The following is a 14,651-nucleotide window of genomic DNA, read 5'->3' as shown; positions in this document are numbered from 1 at the left end:
CAAGCGGGGCAGAATGGTCGACGCCGTACCCGAGGGTGGCGTCGCAGCCACCCCGTGTGAAGGAGCTGATCGGTGCCCCCGTCCGCACCCGTCGTCCCGCAGTCGCTCGAACCGGTCGATCTCGACCGTTACCCGGTGCACGAACCCGGGTCACGGGGCTGGGACGCGGCCGTCCGGTCCGCCCGCGAACGGCTCGCCGCGGGCGGCTGCGCGGTGCTGCCCGGCTTCGTCCGCGCCTCCTGGCTGGACCGGCTGCGACGGGAGGGGGAGAGCGTCGCCCCGCTGGCGCACCACGAGACCGAGGTCGTGAACGTCTACAACACCGACCCGGACCCGGACCTGCCGGCCGACCACCCGGCCCGGGTGCCGCTGGAGCGGGGCAACGCCTTCGTCGCCCGCGACCGGATCCCGCACGACCAGCTCGTCCACCGGCTCTACCCGGATCCCGGCTTCCGGGCCTTCCTCGCGGCCTGCGTCGGCGTCCCGGAGCTGCACGAGCTGGGCGACCCGTTCGCCGGACTCTGCCTCAACGTCGTCGCCGACGGCCGGTCGCACCCGTGGCACTTCGACACCAACGAGATCGCCATCAGCCTGCTGACGCGGGCGCCGGAGGCGGGCGGGACGTTCGAGTACTGCCCGGACATCCGCTCGGCCGACGCCGAGAACACCGGCGACGTCGCCGCGGTGCTGGCCGGCGACGGCGGCGCCCGGATCCGGCGGCTCGACCTGTGTGCCGGTGACCTGCAGCTGTTCCGGGGCCGGTACTCGCTGCACCGGGTCACCGAGGTGCGCGGGGCCACCGCCCGGCACACGGCGATCTTCTCCTACAGCGCGCGGCCCGGCGTCGTCGGCAGCGCCGTCCGGACCCGGCAGCTGTTCGGCCGGACGGCGCAGGTGCACCGGAGCCCGCGTGACGTCCGCGTCGACGGACTGATGGACTGACCGGCGTGACCCAGCCCTCGACCTTCGCCGCCGACGACGACCTGCCGAAGGTGCCGCTGCCCACGCTCGCCGCCTCGGTGGACCGCTTCCTCGAGTGGTGCGCACCGCTGCTGACCCCGGACGAGTACGCCCGCACCGAGGACGCGGCCCGCGAGCTGCTCGTCCCCGGCGGGACCGCCGAGATACTGCAGGCCGACCTGGAGCGCTTCGACGCCTCCGCGCACAGCTGGCTGGACGAGTTCTGGCCGTCGCGCTACCTCGGCCGCCGGGACCGGATCGCGCTCAACGCCAACTTCTTCTTCCAGTTCGGCCCGGGGACACCGGACCAGTGCCTGCGCGCCGCCGAGCTGGCGACGGCCGCGCTCGGGCACAAGGCCGACCTGGACGCCGGCACGTTCCCGCCGCTGTCCACCCGCGGCGGGGCGCAGTCGATGGACCAGAGCAGGCACGTCTTCTCGACCACCCGGATCCCGGGCGCGGAGCAGGACACCGTCCGGACCCCGTACAGCGACGCCTGGCCGGGCCCGTCCGCCGAGCGGCACGTCGTCGTGCTGTCCCGCGGCCGGATCCACCGGCTCGACGTCGTCGGCCCCGACGGCGCGCTGCACACCGTCGACGAGATCGCGCAGGCGCTGCGGGAGATCCGCGACGCGCACCGCGACCGGACCCCGCTCACGGAGTCGGTCGGCTCGCTCACCACGATGGCCCGCGCCGGGTGGGCCGCTACCCGGGACCGGCTGACCGGGCTCGACCCGGCCAACGCCGCGGGCGTCGACGTCGTCGAACGGGCGTTGTTCGCGATCTGCCTGGACGACGAGCCGCCGGCCGGGCCCGGCGGCCCGGACGTCACCGACGCCGAGACCCGGGCGGCCCGCACCCTGCTGGCCGGTGACTCCGGCAACCGCTGGTTCGACAAGGCGCTGTCGATCGTCGTGCTCCCCGACGGCACCGCCGGGGTCAACATCGAGCACTGCGAGCTGGACGGCACGACCGTGCTGACCCTGGTGGACGCCATGTTCGCCGAGCCGGTCACCGTGCACGCCGGGCGGGCGAACGCACGGGCGCAGGGCACCCCCGGGCACGCCGAGCTGGCCTGGGTGCTCGACGACGACCTGCGCGCCACCGTCCACCGGGCGCACGACGAGTTCGCCGCGTTCCTCGGTGCGACGGCCACCGCGCTGGTCGGGTTCGACGACTTCGGCGCCTCCGACGCGAAGGCGCTCGGGTGCTCCCCGGACGCGTTCGTGCAGGCCTGCTACCAGGTCGCGCACCGCAGGGCGAAGGGCGTCACCGGCGCGACGTACGAGTCGATCGCCACCCGCCAGTTCCGCCGGGGCCGCACCGAGGCGATGCGGGTGATCACGCCGGAGATGGTCGCCTTCGTCGACACGATGCAGGACCCGCAGGCGTCCGACGACGACCGGGTCGCCACGTTCCGGGCCGCCGCCGATGCGCACGTGGCCAGGGCCCGGCAGTGCCAGCAGGGCGACGCCCCGGAGCAGCACCTGTGGGAGCTGGAGTGGGTCCAGCGCCGCCGCGGGGCCGGGCTGGGGGCGACCGAGCCGCTGGCGGTCTTCGACTCCCCCGGCTGGACGATCATGCGCGACGACCGGCTGTCCACCAGCTCGGCGCCGTCGGTCAACATCCGGTGGTTCGGGTTCGGCTCCACCGGCTCGCGCTGCATCGGGGTCGCCTACGTGCTGCTGCCCGACCGCCTCGCGGTGCACCTGTCCACCCCGGCCGAGGCGGCCGAGGGGATGCACGCGTTCGCGCGCGAGCTGCGGGCGGCGGTAACGGAGTTGCGCGGTCTGCTGTCCTGAGGGGCGTGGAGCACTTCCTGGTCACCGGCAGCTCGGGGCACCTCGGCGAGGCGCTGGTGCGCACCCTGCGGGAGCAGCGGGTCCCGGTCACCGGGCTGGACCTGGTGGCGTCGCCGTGGACCGACGTCACCGGGTCGCTGACCGACCGGGCCGCCCTGCGACGGGCGCTGGCCGGCGTCACGCACGTCCTGCACACCGCGACGCGGCACAAGCCGCACGTCGGCTCGCACGGCAGGCAGGACTTCGTGGACACCAACGTGTCCGGGACGCTCGCCGTGCTCGAGGAGTCCGCGGCCGCGGGGGTGCACGGCGTGGTGTTCACGTCCTCGACCAGCGCGTTCGGCCGGGCACTCACCCCGAGCCCCGGTGGCCCGGCGACCTGGATCGACGAGACGGTCCTGCCACGGGTACGCAACGTCTACGGCGCCACCAAGATCGCGGCCGAGGAGCTGTGCGAGCGACCTGCCCGGGCTGGGCCACGACCCGGCCGGGGTGCTGGCCCGTCGCGTGCCGGAGCTGCACGACCTGCTGCGCGCGCGTGGCTGGGCCGTCCCCGCCGTGGACCGGGTGTACTCCGCCGCGCGGGCGGTCACGGAGCTGGGCTGGGCCCCCGTGTGGGACGCCGCCGCGATGACCGATCGGGTCCGCGGCGGCGGTCCGCCGCGCAGCCCGCTGGCCGTGACGGTCGGCGCGAAGGGCTACCACGCGCGCCCCACCGGCGTGTACACCCGGTGATTTCACCTCACCGGACCAGGTGACGTCGGGTCGTCAGGTCTAACGCAGTGGGTACGTACGGCGGTAAGGGTGGCGACAGCACGTGGGAGCCACCTCCCGCCGAACGCCGTACGTCGAGCCCGGAGGTCCGCCATGACCGGCCCGCAGCAGCCCCGGCCCACACCCGCACCCCGCGGCGACGACCCCGGCGTGCCGCGACCGTCGCCGCGGCCGCGGCACGGGCTCGGCGAGGACGCCCCGGAGCCCGCCCCGGACACCGGGCAGCAGGGCGGCTATCCCGACCTGCGGTCGTCCCGGCCGCTGGAGCGCGCGGAGCGCACCGATCCGGGTGGCTACCCGGACCTGTTCGGCGACAGCGGCCCGCTGCCGGTCGTCGACGGCTCGGCGCCCGATCACGACGCCGGCGAGTACGCCTCCCCCGTGACGTCCCACGGCCACGACGCGAACGGGTACGCGGATCCCCCCGGCACCACCACCCCGGCGGAACCGCGCCGGGCGTACGGGGAGTACGGCGATCCCGTCTCCCGCGGCGGCACCGCGATCGACGGCGGCCCGCCCTACGTCGGCCAGGCCCCGGACGGGACCGGTGGCCCGTACGGCGGCACCCCGGCCCCCGGAACCGCGGCCGCCGGACACGGCGACCGGGTCACCGGAGCACAGGGGTACGGCAACGGGCCCACCGGACCCTCCGGATACGACGACCGGCCCGTCGGAACCGCCGGGTACGACGACCGGCCCGGCGGCGCAGTCGGATACGGCGACCGGCCCGTCGGCGCGACCGGATACGGCGAGGGGTTCGCCGGGGAGACCGGACAGGGCGCCGGCCCCACCGGAGCAGCCGGGCACCGTGCCGGAGCTGCCGGTGCGGCCGGAGTCGCCGGTGCGGCCGTGGTCGATCGGTCCGAGGAGCCGACCGGCCCCACCGTCACCGTGCCGCCGCAGCGGGTGCCCACTGACCCCGGCCGCCGTCCGGCGACCGTCGCGGAGGCGGCGGCCGAGCGCTTCGGCTCCACGCCCGGATCCGGCGCCGCCGCTGCGGACCCGGCACGGCCGGAGGGCCCGTCGTCCGGCCCGGCGCGGGTGCGGGGCTCCTCCACGGTGCGCGTCGCGAAGGACTCGGCGGCGCTGACCGCCCTGCGGGTCGTCACCTACCTGCTGGTGTCGCTGTCCTGCCTGGTCTTCCTGGCCGCCGTGGTCTACGGCGTGGTCGTCTACCTGCAGCTGCGCGAGCTGCCCGGCATCGCGCCGCTGTTCGGCGGCGGACCGTTCTCCGGCGGCTGACCCGGCTGTCCCCGGCCGGTCGGCCCGGCGACCGCGGGGCCACACGGGGCACGGGGCGGACGGCGGCGCGGGTGCGGTGCGCCGCCGTACGCTGGGGATCGACCCCGACGGAAGAGACGAATCACCCGTGAAGACCCGCGCCGTCCCCGTGCTGGGTGTGTTCCTCGTGCTCGCGCTGCTCGGCGGGGCCCTGGTGTGGTTCGCGGCCGGACGCGGCCTCACCACCGACGACGTGTGGGAGATGCTCGACCCGCCCCCGCCGGAGCAGTGCGTCGCCGACGACCCGACGACCACCGGCTGCCTCACCCCGAGCGCCCTGCGCGTGCACGACGCCGTCGTCGACCGGTTCGGCGAGCCCGGCGGGGACGGCCCGGTGCGCTCGGCCACCTGCTGGTCCGAGCACGCCTGGAACCCCACCAGCGACCATCCGGCCGGCCGGGCCTGCGACTTCTTCCCCGCCGGGTACGGCGAGTTCCCCGCCGGGCAGGATCTCGACGACGGCTGGGCCGTCGCGGACTGGCTCCGGGAGAACGCCTCCGAGCTGCGGGTGCGCTACGTGATCTGGCAGGGCCGGATCTGGTACCGCGGCACCGGCGACTCCGGGGAGGGCCGGGCGAACTGGGGCCGGCCCTACGACGGTGGCGGCGTCTACGACCCGGACGACGCCACCGGCGGGCACTACGACCACATCCACGTCAGCGTGCGCCGTTAGAGCACGTGCTGGCCGTACATCTCGCCCAGCGGGTCGGCGATGAGCTCGACCCGCGCGCCGTCGGGATCGCGGAAGTAGACCGACACCCCGGAGTGCACCTCGTGCTCCACGCCGGCCGCGGCCAGCCGGGCGACGATCGTGTCCCAGGTCCCCTGCTCCACGCTGATCGCGATGTGGTGCAGCCCGCCCAGCACCTCGGCGTACGGACCGACGTCGAGGCCGGGGAAGTCGAAGAACGCGAGCAGGTTCCCGTTGCCGATGTCGAAGAAGAAGTGCGACGAGCCGGGGTAGTCCCGGTTCTCGATCAGCTCGGTGAGCGGGAACCCGAGTACGTCCTGGTAGAAGCGCACGGTCCGCTCCACGTCGCTCGCCAGGAGCGCGGTGTGGTGCAGGCCGCGGGCGGTGGACGCCGGACGCTGCCCGGCCGGGACGAGATGGCGGTCCCGGATGCGGTCGCGGGCGGCGTCGAGTGCGGTGGTGTCGGTCGCGGGGGTGTCGGTCATCGGGCGGGTCCTTTCGACAGGGCGTGGGCCGCGGTGCGGCCGCCGGCGGCGGAGGTAGGGGTGGTGACCGGGCGGGCCGGACGGACGGCGCCGGGCTGACCGGCACCGGCTCTCCGGCACCGGCTCTCCGGCACCGCCCGGCACGGGCCTGCGGTGTATCAGGCGGCTGGCACCGCGGCGCGTGCCGCGACCCGGGCCGTGTGGGTCGGTGCGTCCGGCACCCCGGCCGGGCGCAGTGCGGCGAACTCCTTGCGCAGCACCGGCACGATCTCCTCGCCGAGCAGGTCCAGCTGCTCCAGCACGGTCTTCAGCGGCAGCCCGGCGTGGTCGACGAGGAACAGCTGGCGCTGGTAGTCGCCCACGTACTCGCGGAAGCCCAGGGTCCGCTCGATGACCTGCTGCGGGCTGCCGACGGTCAGCGGCGTCGCCCGGCTGAAGTCCTCCAGCGACGGGCTGTGCCCGTAGGCCGGGGCGTTGTCGAAGTAGGGCCGGAACTCCCGCACCGCGTCCTGCGAGTTGTGCCGCACGAACACCTGGCCGCCGAGGCCGACGATCGCCCGCTCCCCCGGCCCGTGGCCGTGGTGCTCCCAGCGCCTGCGGTAGAGCTCGACCATCCGCCGGGTGTGCGACGCCGGCCAGAAGATGTGGTTGTGGAAGAAGCCGTCGCCGTAGTAGGCGGCCTGCTCCGCGATCTCCGGGCTGCGGATCGACCCGTGCCAGACGAACGGCGCGACGCCGTCGAGCGGGCGCGGGGTCGAGGTGAAGCCCTGCAGCGGGGCCCGGAAGCGCCCCTCCCAGTCGACGACGTCCTCGTCCCACAACCTGCGCAGCAGCGCGTAGTTCTCCACCGCGAGGTTCAGGCCGTGGCGGATGTCCTGGCCGAACCACGGGTAGACCGGGCCGGTGTTGCCCCGGCCCAGCATGAGGTCCACCCGGCCACCGGCCAGGTGCTGCAGCATCGCGAAGTCCTCGGCGATCTTCACCGGGTCGTTCGTGGTGATCAGCGTGGTGGCGGTGGACAGCTGCAGGGTGTCGGTGACGCCCGCGAGGTAGCCCAGCGTGGTCGTCGGCGACGAGGAGAAGAACGGCGGGTTGTGGTGCTCGCCGAGCGCGAAGACGTCGAGTCCGACCGCCTCCGCGTGCCGGGCGATGGTCAGGACGTCGGTGATGCGGCGGGCCTCGGTCGGCGTGCGGCCGGTCGTCGGGTCCGGCGTGATGTCACTGACCGAGAAGACTCCGAACTGCACGGCTGCCTCCGATTGGTTGATCCGTCATCTACATCCTGCGCCAACATAGATGATGCGTCAACTATTCCGGTAGGCTGGGTGCCGTGACCCGCTGGCTGGACGACCACGAGCAGGCCGCATGGCGCAGCTTCCTGCGCATGCGGTCCCGGCTGCACGCCGAGCTGCACCGGCGGCTGCAGGCCGAGTCGGGCCTGTCCATCTCGGACTTCGACGTGCTCGTCGCGCTCACCGACCGTCCGGACGGCCGGGTCCGTGTCCTGGAGCTGGCGGCGGCGCTGGACTGGGAGAAGAGCAGGCTGTCCCACCATCTCGCCCGGATGCGCACGCGGGGCCTCCTCACCCGCGAGGAGTGCGGCGACGACGGCCGCGGCCACGTCGTGGTGCTCACGGCCGAGGGCCGGGCCGCGATCGAGCGGGCGGCCCCCGGGCACGTCGAGACGGTGCGCGAGCTGGTGTTCGACGCGCTGCCTGCCGGCGACGTCGAGGCGCTCGCCCGGATCTCGGCCGCCGTGCTGGACCGTCTCGACGACCCTGTCGACCCCGGCGACCCTGTTGACCGTGGTGGCCCCGGCGGCGCCCGGTGATCGGATCCCGGGCTGCGTCCGGTGCCACGAACGGCACCGGACGCAGCCACGAAGACGATCACCCGGTTCGGGCTCACGGCACGAGGATCGCCCGGCCCCGCACCCGTCCCGCGTCGAGGTCGTCGATCGCCGACTGGAAGTCGTCGAGGGCGTAGCGCGTGGTGTGCAGCGCGACGCGGCCACGGGCGGCCAGCGCCATCAGGTCCTGCAGGTCGTTGTAGGACCCGACCAGGTTCCCGATCACGTTCACCTCGGCCGAGACCAGGTCGATCGTCGGGACGTCGACGTTCTCGCCGTACCCGACGACGTGGTAGTCCCCGGCCCGCCTGGTCATCCGCAGTCCCTCGGCGGTCGAGCCGCCCTCACCCACGAAGTCGATCACCGACTCGGCTCCGGCGCCGCCGGTCAGCGCCAGTACCTCGTCGACGTGCGAGCCGTCGGCGACGATCCCGTCGTCCGCCCCGAGCGAGAGGGCGAGCTTCACCGCGTCCGGGTTGCGGTCGAGCACGACCAGCCGGGCCGGGGTGAGCGCGGTGAGCACCTGGATCCCGATGTGCCCGAGCCCGCCCGCCCCGATCACGACGCAGGTGTCGCGCGGGCCGAGCCGCCGCGACGCCTTGGCCGCCGCGTGGTAGGCCGTGAGCCCGGCGTCGGCCAGCGCGGCGACGTCGGCCGGCTGCAGCGACGGGTCCAGCTTCACCACCGAGCGGGCCGAGGTCCGCAGGTACTCGGCGTACCCGCCGTGGGTGTCGATGCCCGGGAAGTCCGAGGCCGTGCAGTGCACGTCGTCGCCGGAGCGGCAGGCCCGGCACAGCCCGCAGGTGGCGAGCGGGTGCACGATCACCGGGTCGCCCTCGGCCACGTTCGTCACCGCCGGGCCGACCGCCGACACCCAGCCCGCGTTCTCGTGGCCGATCGTGTACGGCAGCGTGACCTGCGACTTCTCCGCCCACTGCCCCTCGAGGACGTGCAGGTCGGTGCGGCAGACCCCGGCGCCGCCGATCCTGACGATCACGTCGTGCGGCCCGGCGACCTCCGGTGCCGGGACCTCCGTCATCTCCAGCGGCCGGTGGTACCCGACGACCTGGACCGCCTTCACGTCTCGTTCTCCTTCGGTGCGGTGGACTCCGGGTAGCGAGTGCGCAGCAGGCCCCGGCAGAAGTGCGCGTTGCCCTCGATCGAGATGCGCTGCGAGCGGGCCATCCGCAGCCTCAGCGGTACCTGCTCGGCGGGGTACACGGCGCCGTCGTGCCCGACGAGCACCGGCAGCGCCGGGTCCGTCCCCAGCCCGAGGACGGCCCGCCGCCGCAGCAACGCCTCGGTGACGGGGCCGTCCGGCAGGTCGCCGATCCGCACGCCGGACAGCGACTCGGGCGTACGGTCCGGGTCCGCGCGCAGCAGCCCGGTCAGCGACCGTTCCATCGCGGCGGCGTGCGCCTTGCGCCGGAACGTGGCCCGCAGCTCGTCGAGGTCGGAGTCCGCCTCGTGCCGGAACGTGCCGCGGTACCCGGCGTCGGCGGCGAGCCCGGCGTTGATCAGGTCGGAGTCGTGGTGGTCGTCGAGCTCGACGGTCACCGCACCGGTCCAGTCCAGATCCGTGAGCACGTCCTTGGCGTCCGAGCACATCAGGTAGGCGAAGTTCGGCGCACAGAACGCGGTCGGCAGCCGCAGGTGCACCACGACCCGGTCGCCGTCGACCTCCAGCGACCGGACGAACTCCAGGTCGGTGATCGGCTCGTCCAGCTCCGGGTCGACGACGGCGCCGAGCGCGTCCCAGGCCGCGTCGCGGCGGGTCCCGGGCCGGGTGGGGGCGGGTGCGCTCATCAGGCCACCGCCACGGCCTGCGGCTCGTCGATCGGGAGCTGCAGCTCGGCCGGGACCTCGATGTCGTACATCGCGGCCGCGTTCAGCCCGAGGATCTTCTTCTTCTGCCCGGTGGTCAGCGGCGCGTACTCACCGAGCTCCTCGGGGATCTGGAAGTCGACGAAGCGCTCGATCAGCCAGCGCGGCGTCCAGATCGCGTAGTCGCTGGAGAACTGGATGCGGTTCTCGTCCAGCCAGTACAGCAGCTCGCCGATGATCTGCCCGAAGTACTTGGGCCGGGTGTGGATGAACGGGAGCGCGACGGCCAGGCCGGCGTGCACGTTCGGCTCCTGGGTGGCGATCCAGCAGAAGTCCTCGAGCCGCGGCAGGCCGCAGTGCTCGATCACGAAGTTCATCTCGGTGAAGTCGGTGGCGACCTTGTCCACGTCGGCGACGTCGAACGCGTCGCGGTCCAGCGGGCGGATCGTCGGGCCCTTGTGGATGTGGATGTTGCGGACGCCCAGCTCCTGGGCGGCCTCGAGGTACCTGTAGGACCAGTAGTCGTCGAGCTTCCAGCCGCGGGACTCGCCGCGCCACTCCGCGGTGTAGAGCTTCGCGCCCTTGAGGCCGAAGCGCTTCGCGTCCTCGCGCAGCTGCCGCAGGCCCTGCTCGCCGCCCCGCGGGTCCCAGTGGTGGTTGTAGGTGAGCTTGTCCGGGTGCGCCTGCGCGAGTGCGAAGGCCTCCTCGGTCTGGCCGAACCCGTTGGCGTAGAACTCGCCGAGGTGGGCGGGCTGGAAGATCGCGTGGTCGACGTGGCCCTCGTCGAACAGGTCGCGCATCAGCCGCTCGCCGCCCTGGTAGAGGAACTCCTCGTAGGTCCAGGTCTCGGACTCCGGTCCGAGGTTGCGGTGGTAGTCGTAGAAGCAGTCGATGAACTGCCTGCCGTGGACGTTGCGCTGGTTCTCCGGCCGCGCGTCCCACAGGGCCACGTGGGCGTCCACGATGAAGTAGGACTCACCGTTCTTCGAGTACATCGTCGTCCTCCCGGGTCGCGGCGAGGTGGTGGGCACCCCGCGACGACGCCGACGGTAGGAACGACGACCGCCCGTCCGGCGTGATCACCGTCTCAACCTGAGACGAGACGGTGCCCCGCCGGGGAGCGGATCGTGACACCGTGACCGGCAGCAGGTCGTACGAGGAGGTACGCGATGGCGCAGGCACCGGCCCCCGCACGCATCTCGGCGTCCTGGGCGCGCAGCGAGACCTACGGCGCCCCGACCGAGGCCGTGCGTCCCGCCTTCACCGGCGGGACCGACGACGACTCGCTGTTCGCCCGGTGCGGCAGCGAGGTCCTCGCCGGGCTGCACGAGGGGCTGCCCGGAGAGCCGATCAGCCTGATGCTGACCGACGCCGACGGCATCGTCGTCTCCCGGCGGTGCGACGAGCAGGCGCTCGTCCACGCACTCGACCGGACCTACTTGGCCCCCGGCTTCGCGTTCGGCGAGCGGGAGGCCGGGACCACCGGGCTCGGGCTCGCGCTGGCCGACCGGGTGCCGTCGCTGGTGCGCGGGGACGAGCACTACTGCACCGGGCTGTGGGGCTACACCTGCGCCGCGGCCCCCGTCCTCGACCCGGTCGACGGCGACCTGCTCGGCAGCATCAACCTCACCACCTGGTCCCGGCGCTCGGACCGGCTGCTGCTGGCACTGGCCCGTTCCGCGGCCGGGCAGACGCAGGCGCTGATGCTGGCCCACGGCCGCGGCGCCAGCGCGCGGCCCGCCCCGCGCGGCGAGGTGTTCCGGATCGCCCCGCAGGCGTCGGCGGGGCTGGCCGACGGCCTGTCGGAGAGCTGGCGGTGCGCGCTGGCCGAGGCCACGGCCGCCCTGCGCGACGGAGCCCGGGTCGGCGTCGTCGGCGAGCCCGGCACCGGGAAGGCCGCGCTGCTGGCGACCGCGCTGCGCTCGGTGCGGCCGCGCAGCCGGGTGCTGCACGCCCGCCCGCCGGCCGCTGCGGACGCCGTCTCGTGGCTGTCGCTGTGGTCCCCCGAGCTGGGGAAACCGGACACCGCGGTGATCGCGGGCCGGGTGCACGAGCTGCCGGCACCGGTCGCCACCCGGCTCGCGGCGCTCGTCCGGTCGCTGCCGCACGCGGCGCTGAGCCTCACCGCGGGCACCGTCGACGGCGTACCCGAACCGCTGGCCCGGATGCTCGACGTCGTCGTCGAGGTCCCGCCGTTGCGGCACCGCGCCCAGGACGTCGTGCCGCTCGCCCACCATCTCGTCCGCGACGGCGTGACGTTCACCGACGCGGCCGCCCGGGCCCTGCGCACCTACCCCTGGCCGGGCAACGTCGAGCAGCTGCGGCGCACGGTCCGCGACGCCGCGGCGCGCAGCAGCCTCGTCGACGTCCGGAACCTGCCGCCGGAGCTGCTGGCCACCCGGTCCGGGTCGCTCACCCGGATCGAGGCCCTGGAACGCGACGAGCTGGTCCGCTGCCTGAGCGAGCACGGCATGAGCGTCACCCAGGCCGCGGGATCGCTCGGGATCAGCCGGGCGACGGCGTACCGGCGGGTGCAGCGGTACGGGATCACCCTGCCCGGCTGAGCGGTCTCCGCGGGCGGGGCTACAGCCGGCGCACGCAGAACACCACCCAGACCACACCGGCGAGCGCGACGACGCCGCCCGACACCAGTGCCCCGACCGTCAGCAGGGCCACCCCGCCGGCGAGGACGAGCGCGGCGAGCAGCAGCTGGACCCAGACCACGCCCCCCAGCATGCCCGGATCCGGGCCGTCGGCGGCGGGGCCGGATCCGGGGGTGACGAGATCGGCACGGCGCGCCGGGAACCCCGACGGCGGCCGCGCGTAACACGGTGTGACGGCTGTGCTGCGCCGGCAACCCGATCCCGGCGCGCGGACATCCGGCCGGACAGGGCACCATGGACGCAGCGCACCTGATCGGAGGTACCCCGTGAACGGGCTGTCGGACGCCGTGGCCGCACTGCTGGCCGCTGTCCCGACGGCCCCGATCCGGTCACTCCTCGTGATCGGGATCGGTGCGTTCCTCGAGGGACCGATCGTCACCGTCGCCGCCGCGGCGCTCGCCGGGGCCGGGCAGTTGCCCTGGTGGGGGGTGTGGTTCGCGGCGCTGGTCGCGGACGTGCTGGGTGACAGCCTGCTCTACGCGGTCGGCCGCAACGGTGACCGTCCGGCCGTCGCCCGGTTGCTGACCCGGCTCGGGCTGACCGACGCCCGGCGCACGGTGCTGGTCCGCGAGGTGCACACCCACCTGCCGCGGATCGTGATCGGAGCCAAGCTCGTCGACATCGGGGCGATCCCCGCGTACCTCTCGGCCGGGCTGGCCGACGTCGGGTACCGGCGGTTCCTCGCCTGGATCGTGCCGACCTCGGCGGTCCGGACCGCGGTGCTCGTCGGCATCGGGTACGCCGCGGGCGACCGGCTCGCCGACGACCTGCAGGCCCATCCCTGGATGCTGCTCGTCGGCGGCATCGTGGTGGGGATCGTGCTCGTCGGCGGGCGGACGGTGATCACTCGGGCGACGTCGGCGCGGCGCCGCGTGCACACCCGCTGACGCCGGGAGGATCCGTGGACATGAGCCGACGGGTGCACGCGTTCACCGACGACGCACTGGGCGACGACGACGCGGTCGGGCTGGCCGCGCGGATGCGGCGCGGCGAGGTCTCCGCGGCCGAGCTGCGGGCCGCGGTGGCCGAGCGCGCCGCCCGGGTGGACCCGCAGCTGCGCGGGCTCGTGCTGGACCGGACCGCCGAGCCGGTGACGGGTTCGGCCGGCGGGCCGCTGGCCGGCGTCCCGACGCTGGTGAAGGACAACACCGAGGTCCGCGGCTGGGCGAACACCAACGGCACCACCGCCTACACCCCGGTTCCGGCCAAGGAGCACTCCGAGGTCGCCCGGCAGCTGCTCGCGACCGGCCTCGACCTCGTCGGGTCGAGCCGGATGCCGGAGTACGGCTTCAACGCCTCCACCGAGTTCGCCGAGGCCGAGCCGACGCGCAACCCGTGGGACCCGCGGTACTCGGCGGGGGCGTCCTCCGGCGGGGCGGCCGCACTCGTCGCGGCCGGGGTGCTGCCGCTCGCGCACGCCAACGACGGCGGCGGCTCCATCCGGATCCCGGCGGCGGCCTGCGGGCTGGTCGGGCTGAAACCGACCCGCGGACGGCTCGTCCCGAACGCCACCGGCAGCCGGATGCCGATCGACCTGGTCGCCGACGGCGTGCTGTCCCGCTCGGTGCGCGACACCGCCGTCTTCCTCGCCGCCGCCGACCGGTACCGCCGCAACCCGGCGCTGCCGCCGGTCGGCCTGGTCGAGGGCCCGGCGCGGCGCCGGCTGCGGATCGGGCTGGTGCTCGAGTCACCCACCGGGGCGACCGTGGACGACGACACCCGCACCCGGCTCGCGGAGGTCGCCGAGCTGCTGGGCAAGCAGGGCCACGAGGTGTCCGGGACCGCGACCGGGGTCGGGCAGCACTTCGTGGACGACTTCCTCGACTACTGGGGCATGCTCGCGTTCTCCGTGGTGACCGGCGGCCGGTGGCTGCACGGCCGGACGTTCGACCCCGAGCGCCTGGACGGCCTCACCACCGGCCTCGCCGACCACTACCGGCGGGTCGTGGCCCGGACCCCGATGGTGCTGCACCGGCTGCGCCGGGTCGAGCGGACCTACGCCGAGCTGTTCACCCGGCACGACGTCCTGCTCTCCCCGGTGCTGGCGCACACCCCGCCGGAGATCGGCTGGCTCAGCCCGCGGGTGCCGTTCACCGACCTGCAGGCGCGGCTGCTCGACTACGTCGCGTTCACCCCGCTGTGCAACGTCTCCGGCGCCCCGGCGGTCTCGCTGCCCGCCGGGGCCGCCGGCAACGGGCTGCCGGTCGGGGTGCACCTGTCCGCCCCGGCGGGCGACGAGCGGACCCTGCTGGAGCTGGCCTACGCGCTGGAGGCGGACCGGCCGTGGCGCCGGATCGACGACGAGTGACCCCGGCCGGGCCG

Annotated in this window: 15 protein-coding genes and 1 pseudogene; 10 read left to right on the top strand and 6 right to left on the bottom strand. The window is 74.5% G+C overall.

Translation table 11 applies throughout. The features are described from left to right. Positions 1–72 precede the first annotated feature (72 nt). The 6 genes and pseudogenes from AFB00_RS13310 (at position 73) to AFB00_RS13290 (ending at position 5,490) form a co-directional block, all read left to right on the top strand. Complete coding sequence (locus AFB00_RS13310) at positions 73–942, top strand: HalD/BesD family halogenase (protein WP_068797495.1); 870 nt, start codon at positions 73–75, stop codon at positions 940–942. Positions 943–947: 5 nt separating this feature from the next. Next, a complete protein-coding gene (locus AFB00_RS13305) occupies positions 948–2,762 on the top strand; it encodes a choline/carnitine O-acyltransferase (RefSeq protein ID WP_068797494.1) in 1,815 nt (604 codons plus the stop codon). Between the two features lie 5 nt (positions 2,763–2,767). After that, a pseudogene (locus AFB00_RS34840) lies at positions 2,768–3,175 on the top strand (NAD-dependent epimerase/dehydratase family protein); the annotation flags it as partial. Positions 3,176–3,254: 79 nt separating this feature from the next. Further along, positions 3,255–3,497, top strand: a complete 243-nt coding sequence (locus AFB00_RS34835) for a hypothetical protein (RefSeq protein ID WP_231974529.1) — start codon at positions 3,255–3,257, stop codon at positions 3,495–3,497. Positions 3,498–3,629: 132 nt separating this feature from the next. Beyond that, entirely contained in the window at positions 3,630–4,778 is a 1,149-nt protein-coding gene (locus AFB00_RS13295; RefSeq protein ID WP_068797493.1) for a hypothetical protein, read from the top strand. 127 nt (positions 4,779–4,905) lie between these two features. Continuing rightward, positions 4,906–5,490, top strand: coding sequence for a hypothetical protein (locus tag AFB00_RS13290; RefSeq protein WP_068797492.1), 585 nt, complete (start codon positions 4,906–4,908; stop codon positions 5,488–5,490). Here AFB00_RS13290 and AFB00_RS13285 read toward each other — a convergent pair. Together AFB00_RS13285 and AFB00_RS13280 are read right to left on the bottom strand one after the other, a co-directional pair. Then, on the bottom strand, positions 5,487–5,993 hold the full coding sequence (locus tag AFB00_RS13285; protein WP_068797491.1) for a VOC family protein: 507 nt from the start codon (positions 5,991–5,993) through the stop codon (positions 5,487–5,489). The two genes, AFB00_RS13290 and AFB00_RS13285, sit on opposite strands and share 4 nt — an antisense overlap. 158 nt (positions 5,994–6,151) lie before the next feature. Next, a complete protein-coding gene (locus AFB00_RS13280; protein ID WP_068797490.1) occupies positions 6,152–7,240 on the bottom strand; it encodes an LLM class flavin-dependent oxidoreductase in 1,089 nt (362 codons plus the stop codon). An 83-nt stretch (positions 7,241–7,323) separates the two neighbouring features. Between AFB00_RS13280 and AFB00_RS13275 the strand changes: the two genes are divergently transcribed. Then, positions 7,324–7,824 (top strand): MarR family winged helix-turn-helix transcriptional regulator, encoded by a 501-nt coding sequence (locus tag AFB00_RS13275; protein ID WP_068797489.1) that lies wholly within the window; start codon positions 7,324–7,326, stop codon positions 7,822–7,824. Between the two features lie 73 nt (positions 7,825–7,897). On the opposite strand, the gene AFB00_RS13270 is transcribed toward AFB00_RS13275, so the two are convergent. Genes AFB00_RS13270 through AFB00_RS13260 form a run of 3 tightly spaced genes read right to left on the bottom strand, consistent with a single transcriptional unit; the run spans position 7,898 to position 10,661 of the window. Then, positions 7,898–8,923: an NAD(P)-dependent alcohol dehydrogenase gene (locus AFB00_RS13270; RefSeq protein ID WP_068797488.1), complete on the bottom strand. Its 1,026-nt coding sequence runs from the start codon at positions 8,921–8,923 to the stop codon at positions 7,898–7,900. After that, positions 8,920–9,648: an iron-sulfur cluster assembly protein gene (locus tag AFB00_RS13265; protein ID WP_068797487.1), complete on the bottom strand. Its 729-nt coding sequence runs from the start codon at positions 9,646–9,648 to the stop codon at positions 8,920–8,922. The genes AFB00_RS13270 and AFB00_RS13265 overlap by 4 nt, the downstream gene beginning before the upstream one ends. Further along, positions 9,648–10,661 (bottom strand): amidohydrolase family protein, encoded by a 1,014-nt coding sequence (locus tag AFB00_RS13260; RefSeq protein WP_068797486.1) that lies wholly within the window; start codon positions 10,659–10,661, stop codon positions 9,648–9,650. Before AFB00_RS13260 ends, AFB00_RS13265 begins: the two co-directional genes overlap by 1 nt. 174 nt (positions 10,662–10,835) lie before the next feature. Here AFB00_RS13260 and AFB00_RS13255 point away from each other — a divergent pair, with 174 nt between their 5' ends. Then, positions 10,836–12,230 carry a helix-turn-helix domain-containing protein gene (locus AFB00_RS13255; RefSeq protein ID WP_068797485.1) on the top strand — a complete coding sequence of 465 codons (1,395 nt, stop codon included), beginning with the start codon at positions 10,836–10,838 and terminating at the stop codon, positions 12,228–12,230. A 19-nt stretch (positions 12,231–12,249) separates the two neighbouring features. On the opposite strand, the gene AFB00_RS33205 is transcribed toward AFB00_RS13255, so the two are convergent. After that, on the bottom strand, positions 12,250–12,402 hold the full coding sequence (locus AFB00_RS33205) for a hypothetical protein (RefSeq protein ID WP_156819518.1): 153 nt from the start codon (positions 12,400–12,402) through the stop codon (positions 12,250–12,252). Positions 12,403–12,595: 193 nt separating this feature from the next. On the opposite strand from AFB00_RS33205, the gene AFB00_RS13250 reads away from it, so the two are divergent. Both AFB00_RS13250 and AFB00_RS13245 read left to right on the top strand, forming a co-directional pair. Beyond that, entirely contained in the window at positions 12,596–13,216 is a 621-nt protein-coding gene (locus tag AFB00_RS13250; protein ID WP_068797484.1) for a DedA family protein, read from the top strand. Between the two features lie 20 nt (positions 13,217–13,236). Next, positions 13,237–14,637, top strand: a complete 1,401-nt coding sequence (locus AFB00_RS13245) for an amidase (protein WP_068800277.1) — start codon at positions 13,237–13,239, stop codon at positions 14,635–14,637. The last annotated feature ends 14 nt before the right edge of the window (positions 14,638–14,651 follow it).

It is taken from the genome of Pseudonocardia sp. HH130630-07, assembly GCF_001698125.1.
Lineage (GTDB): Bacteria > Actinomycetota > Actinomycetes > Mycobacteriales > Pseudonocardiaceae > Pseudonocardia.
The sequence above is the reverse complement of the archived record's forward strand: the minus strand, read 5'-3'. Positions and strand labels throughout refer to the sequence as shown.

Coding starts and splice junctions, on each gene's coding strand:
- AFB00_RS13295 (WP_068797493.1), top strand. CDS start 3,630: ATGACCGGCCCGCAGCAGCCCCGGCCCACACCCGCACCCCGCGGCGAC.
- AFB00_RS13285 (WP_068797491.1), bottom strand. CDS start 5,993: ATGACCGACACCCCCGCGACCGACACCACCGCACTCGACGCCGCCCGC.
- AFB00_RS13265 (WP_068797487.1), bottom strand. CDS start 9,648: ATGAGCGCACCCGCCCCCACCCGGCCCGGGACCCGCCGCGACGCGGCC.
- AFB00_RS13260 (WP_068797486.1), bottom strand. CDS start 10,661: ATGTACTCGAAGAACGGTGAGTCCTACTTCATCGTGGACGCCCACGTG.
- AFB00_RS13255 (WP_068797485.1), top strand. CDS start 10,836: ATGGCGCAGGCACCGGCCCCCGCACGCATCTCGGCGTCCTGGGCGCGC.
- AFB00_RS33205 (WP_156819518.1), bottom strand. CDS start 12,402: ATGCTGGGGGGCGTGGTCTGGGTCCAGCTGCTGCTCGCCGCGCTCGTC.
- AFB00_RS13245 (WP_068800277.1), top strand. CDS start 13,237: ATGAGCCGACGGGTGCACGCGTTCACCGACGACGCACTGGGCGACGAC.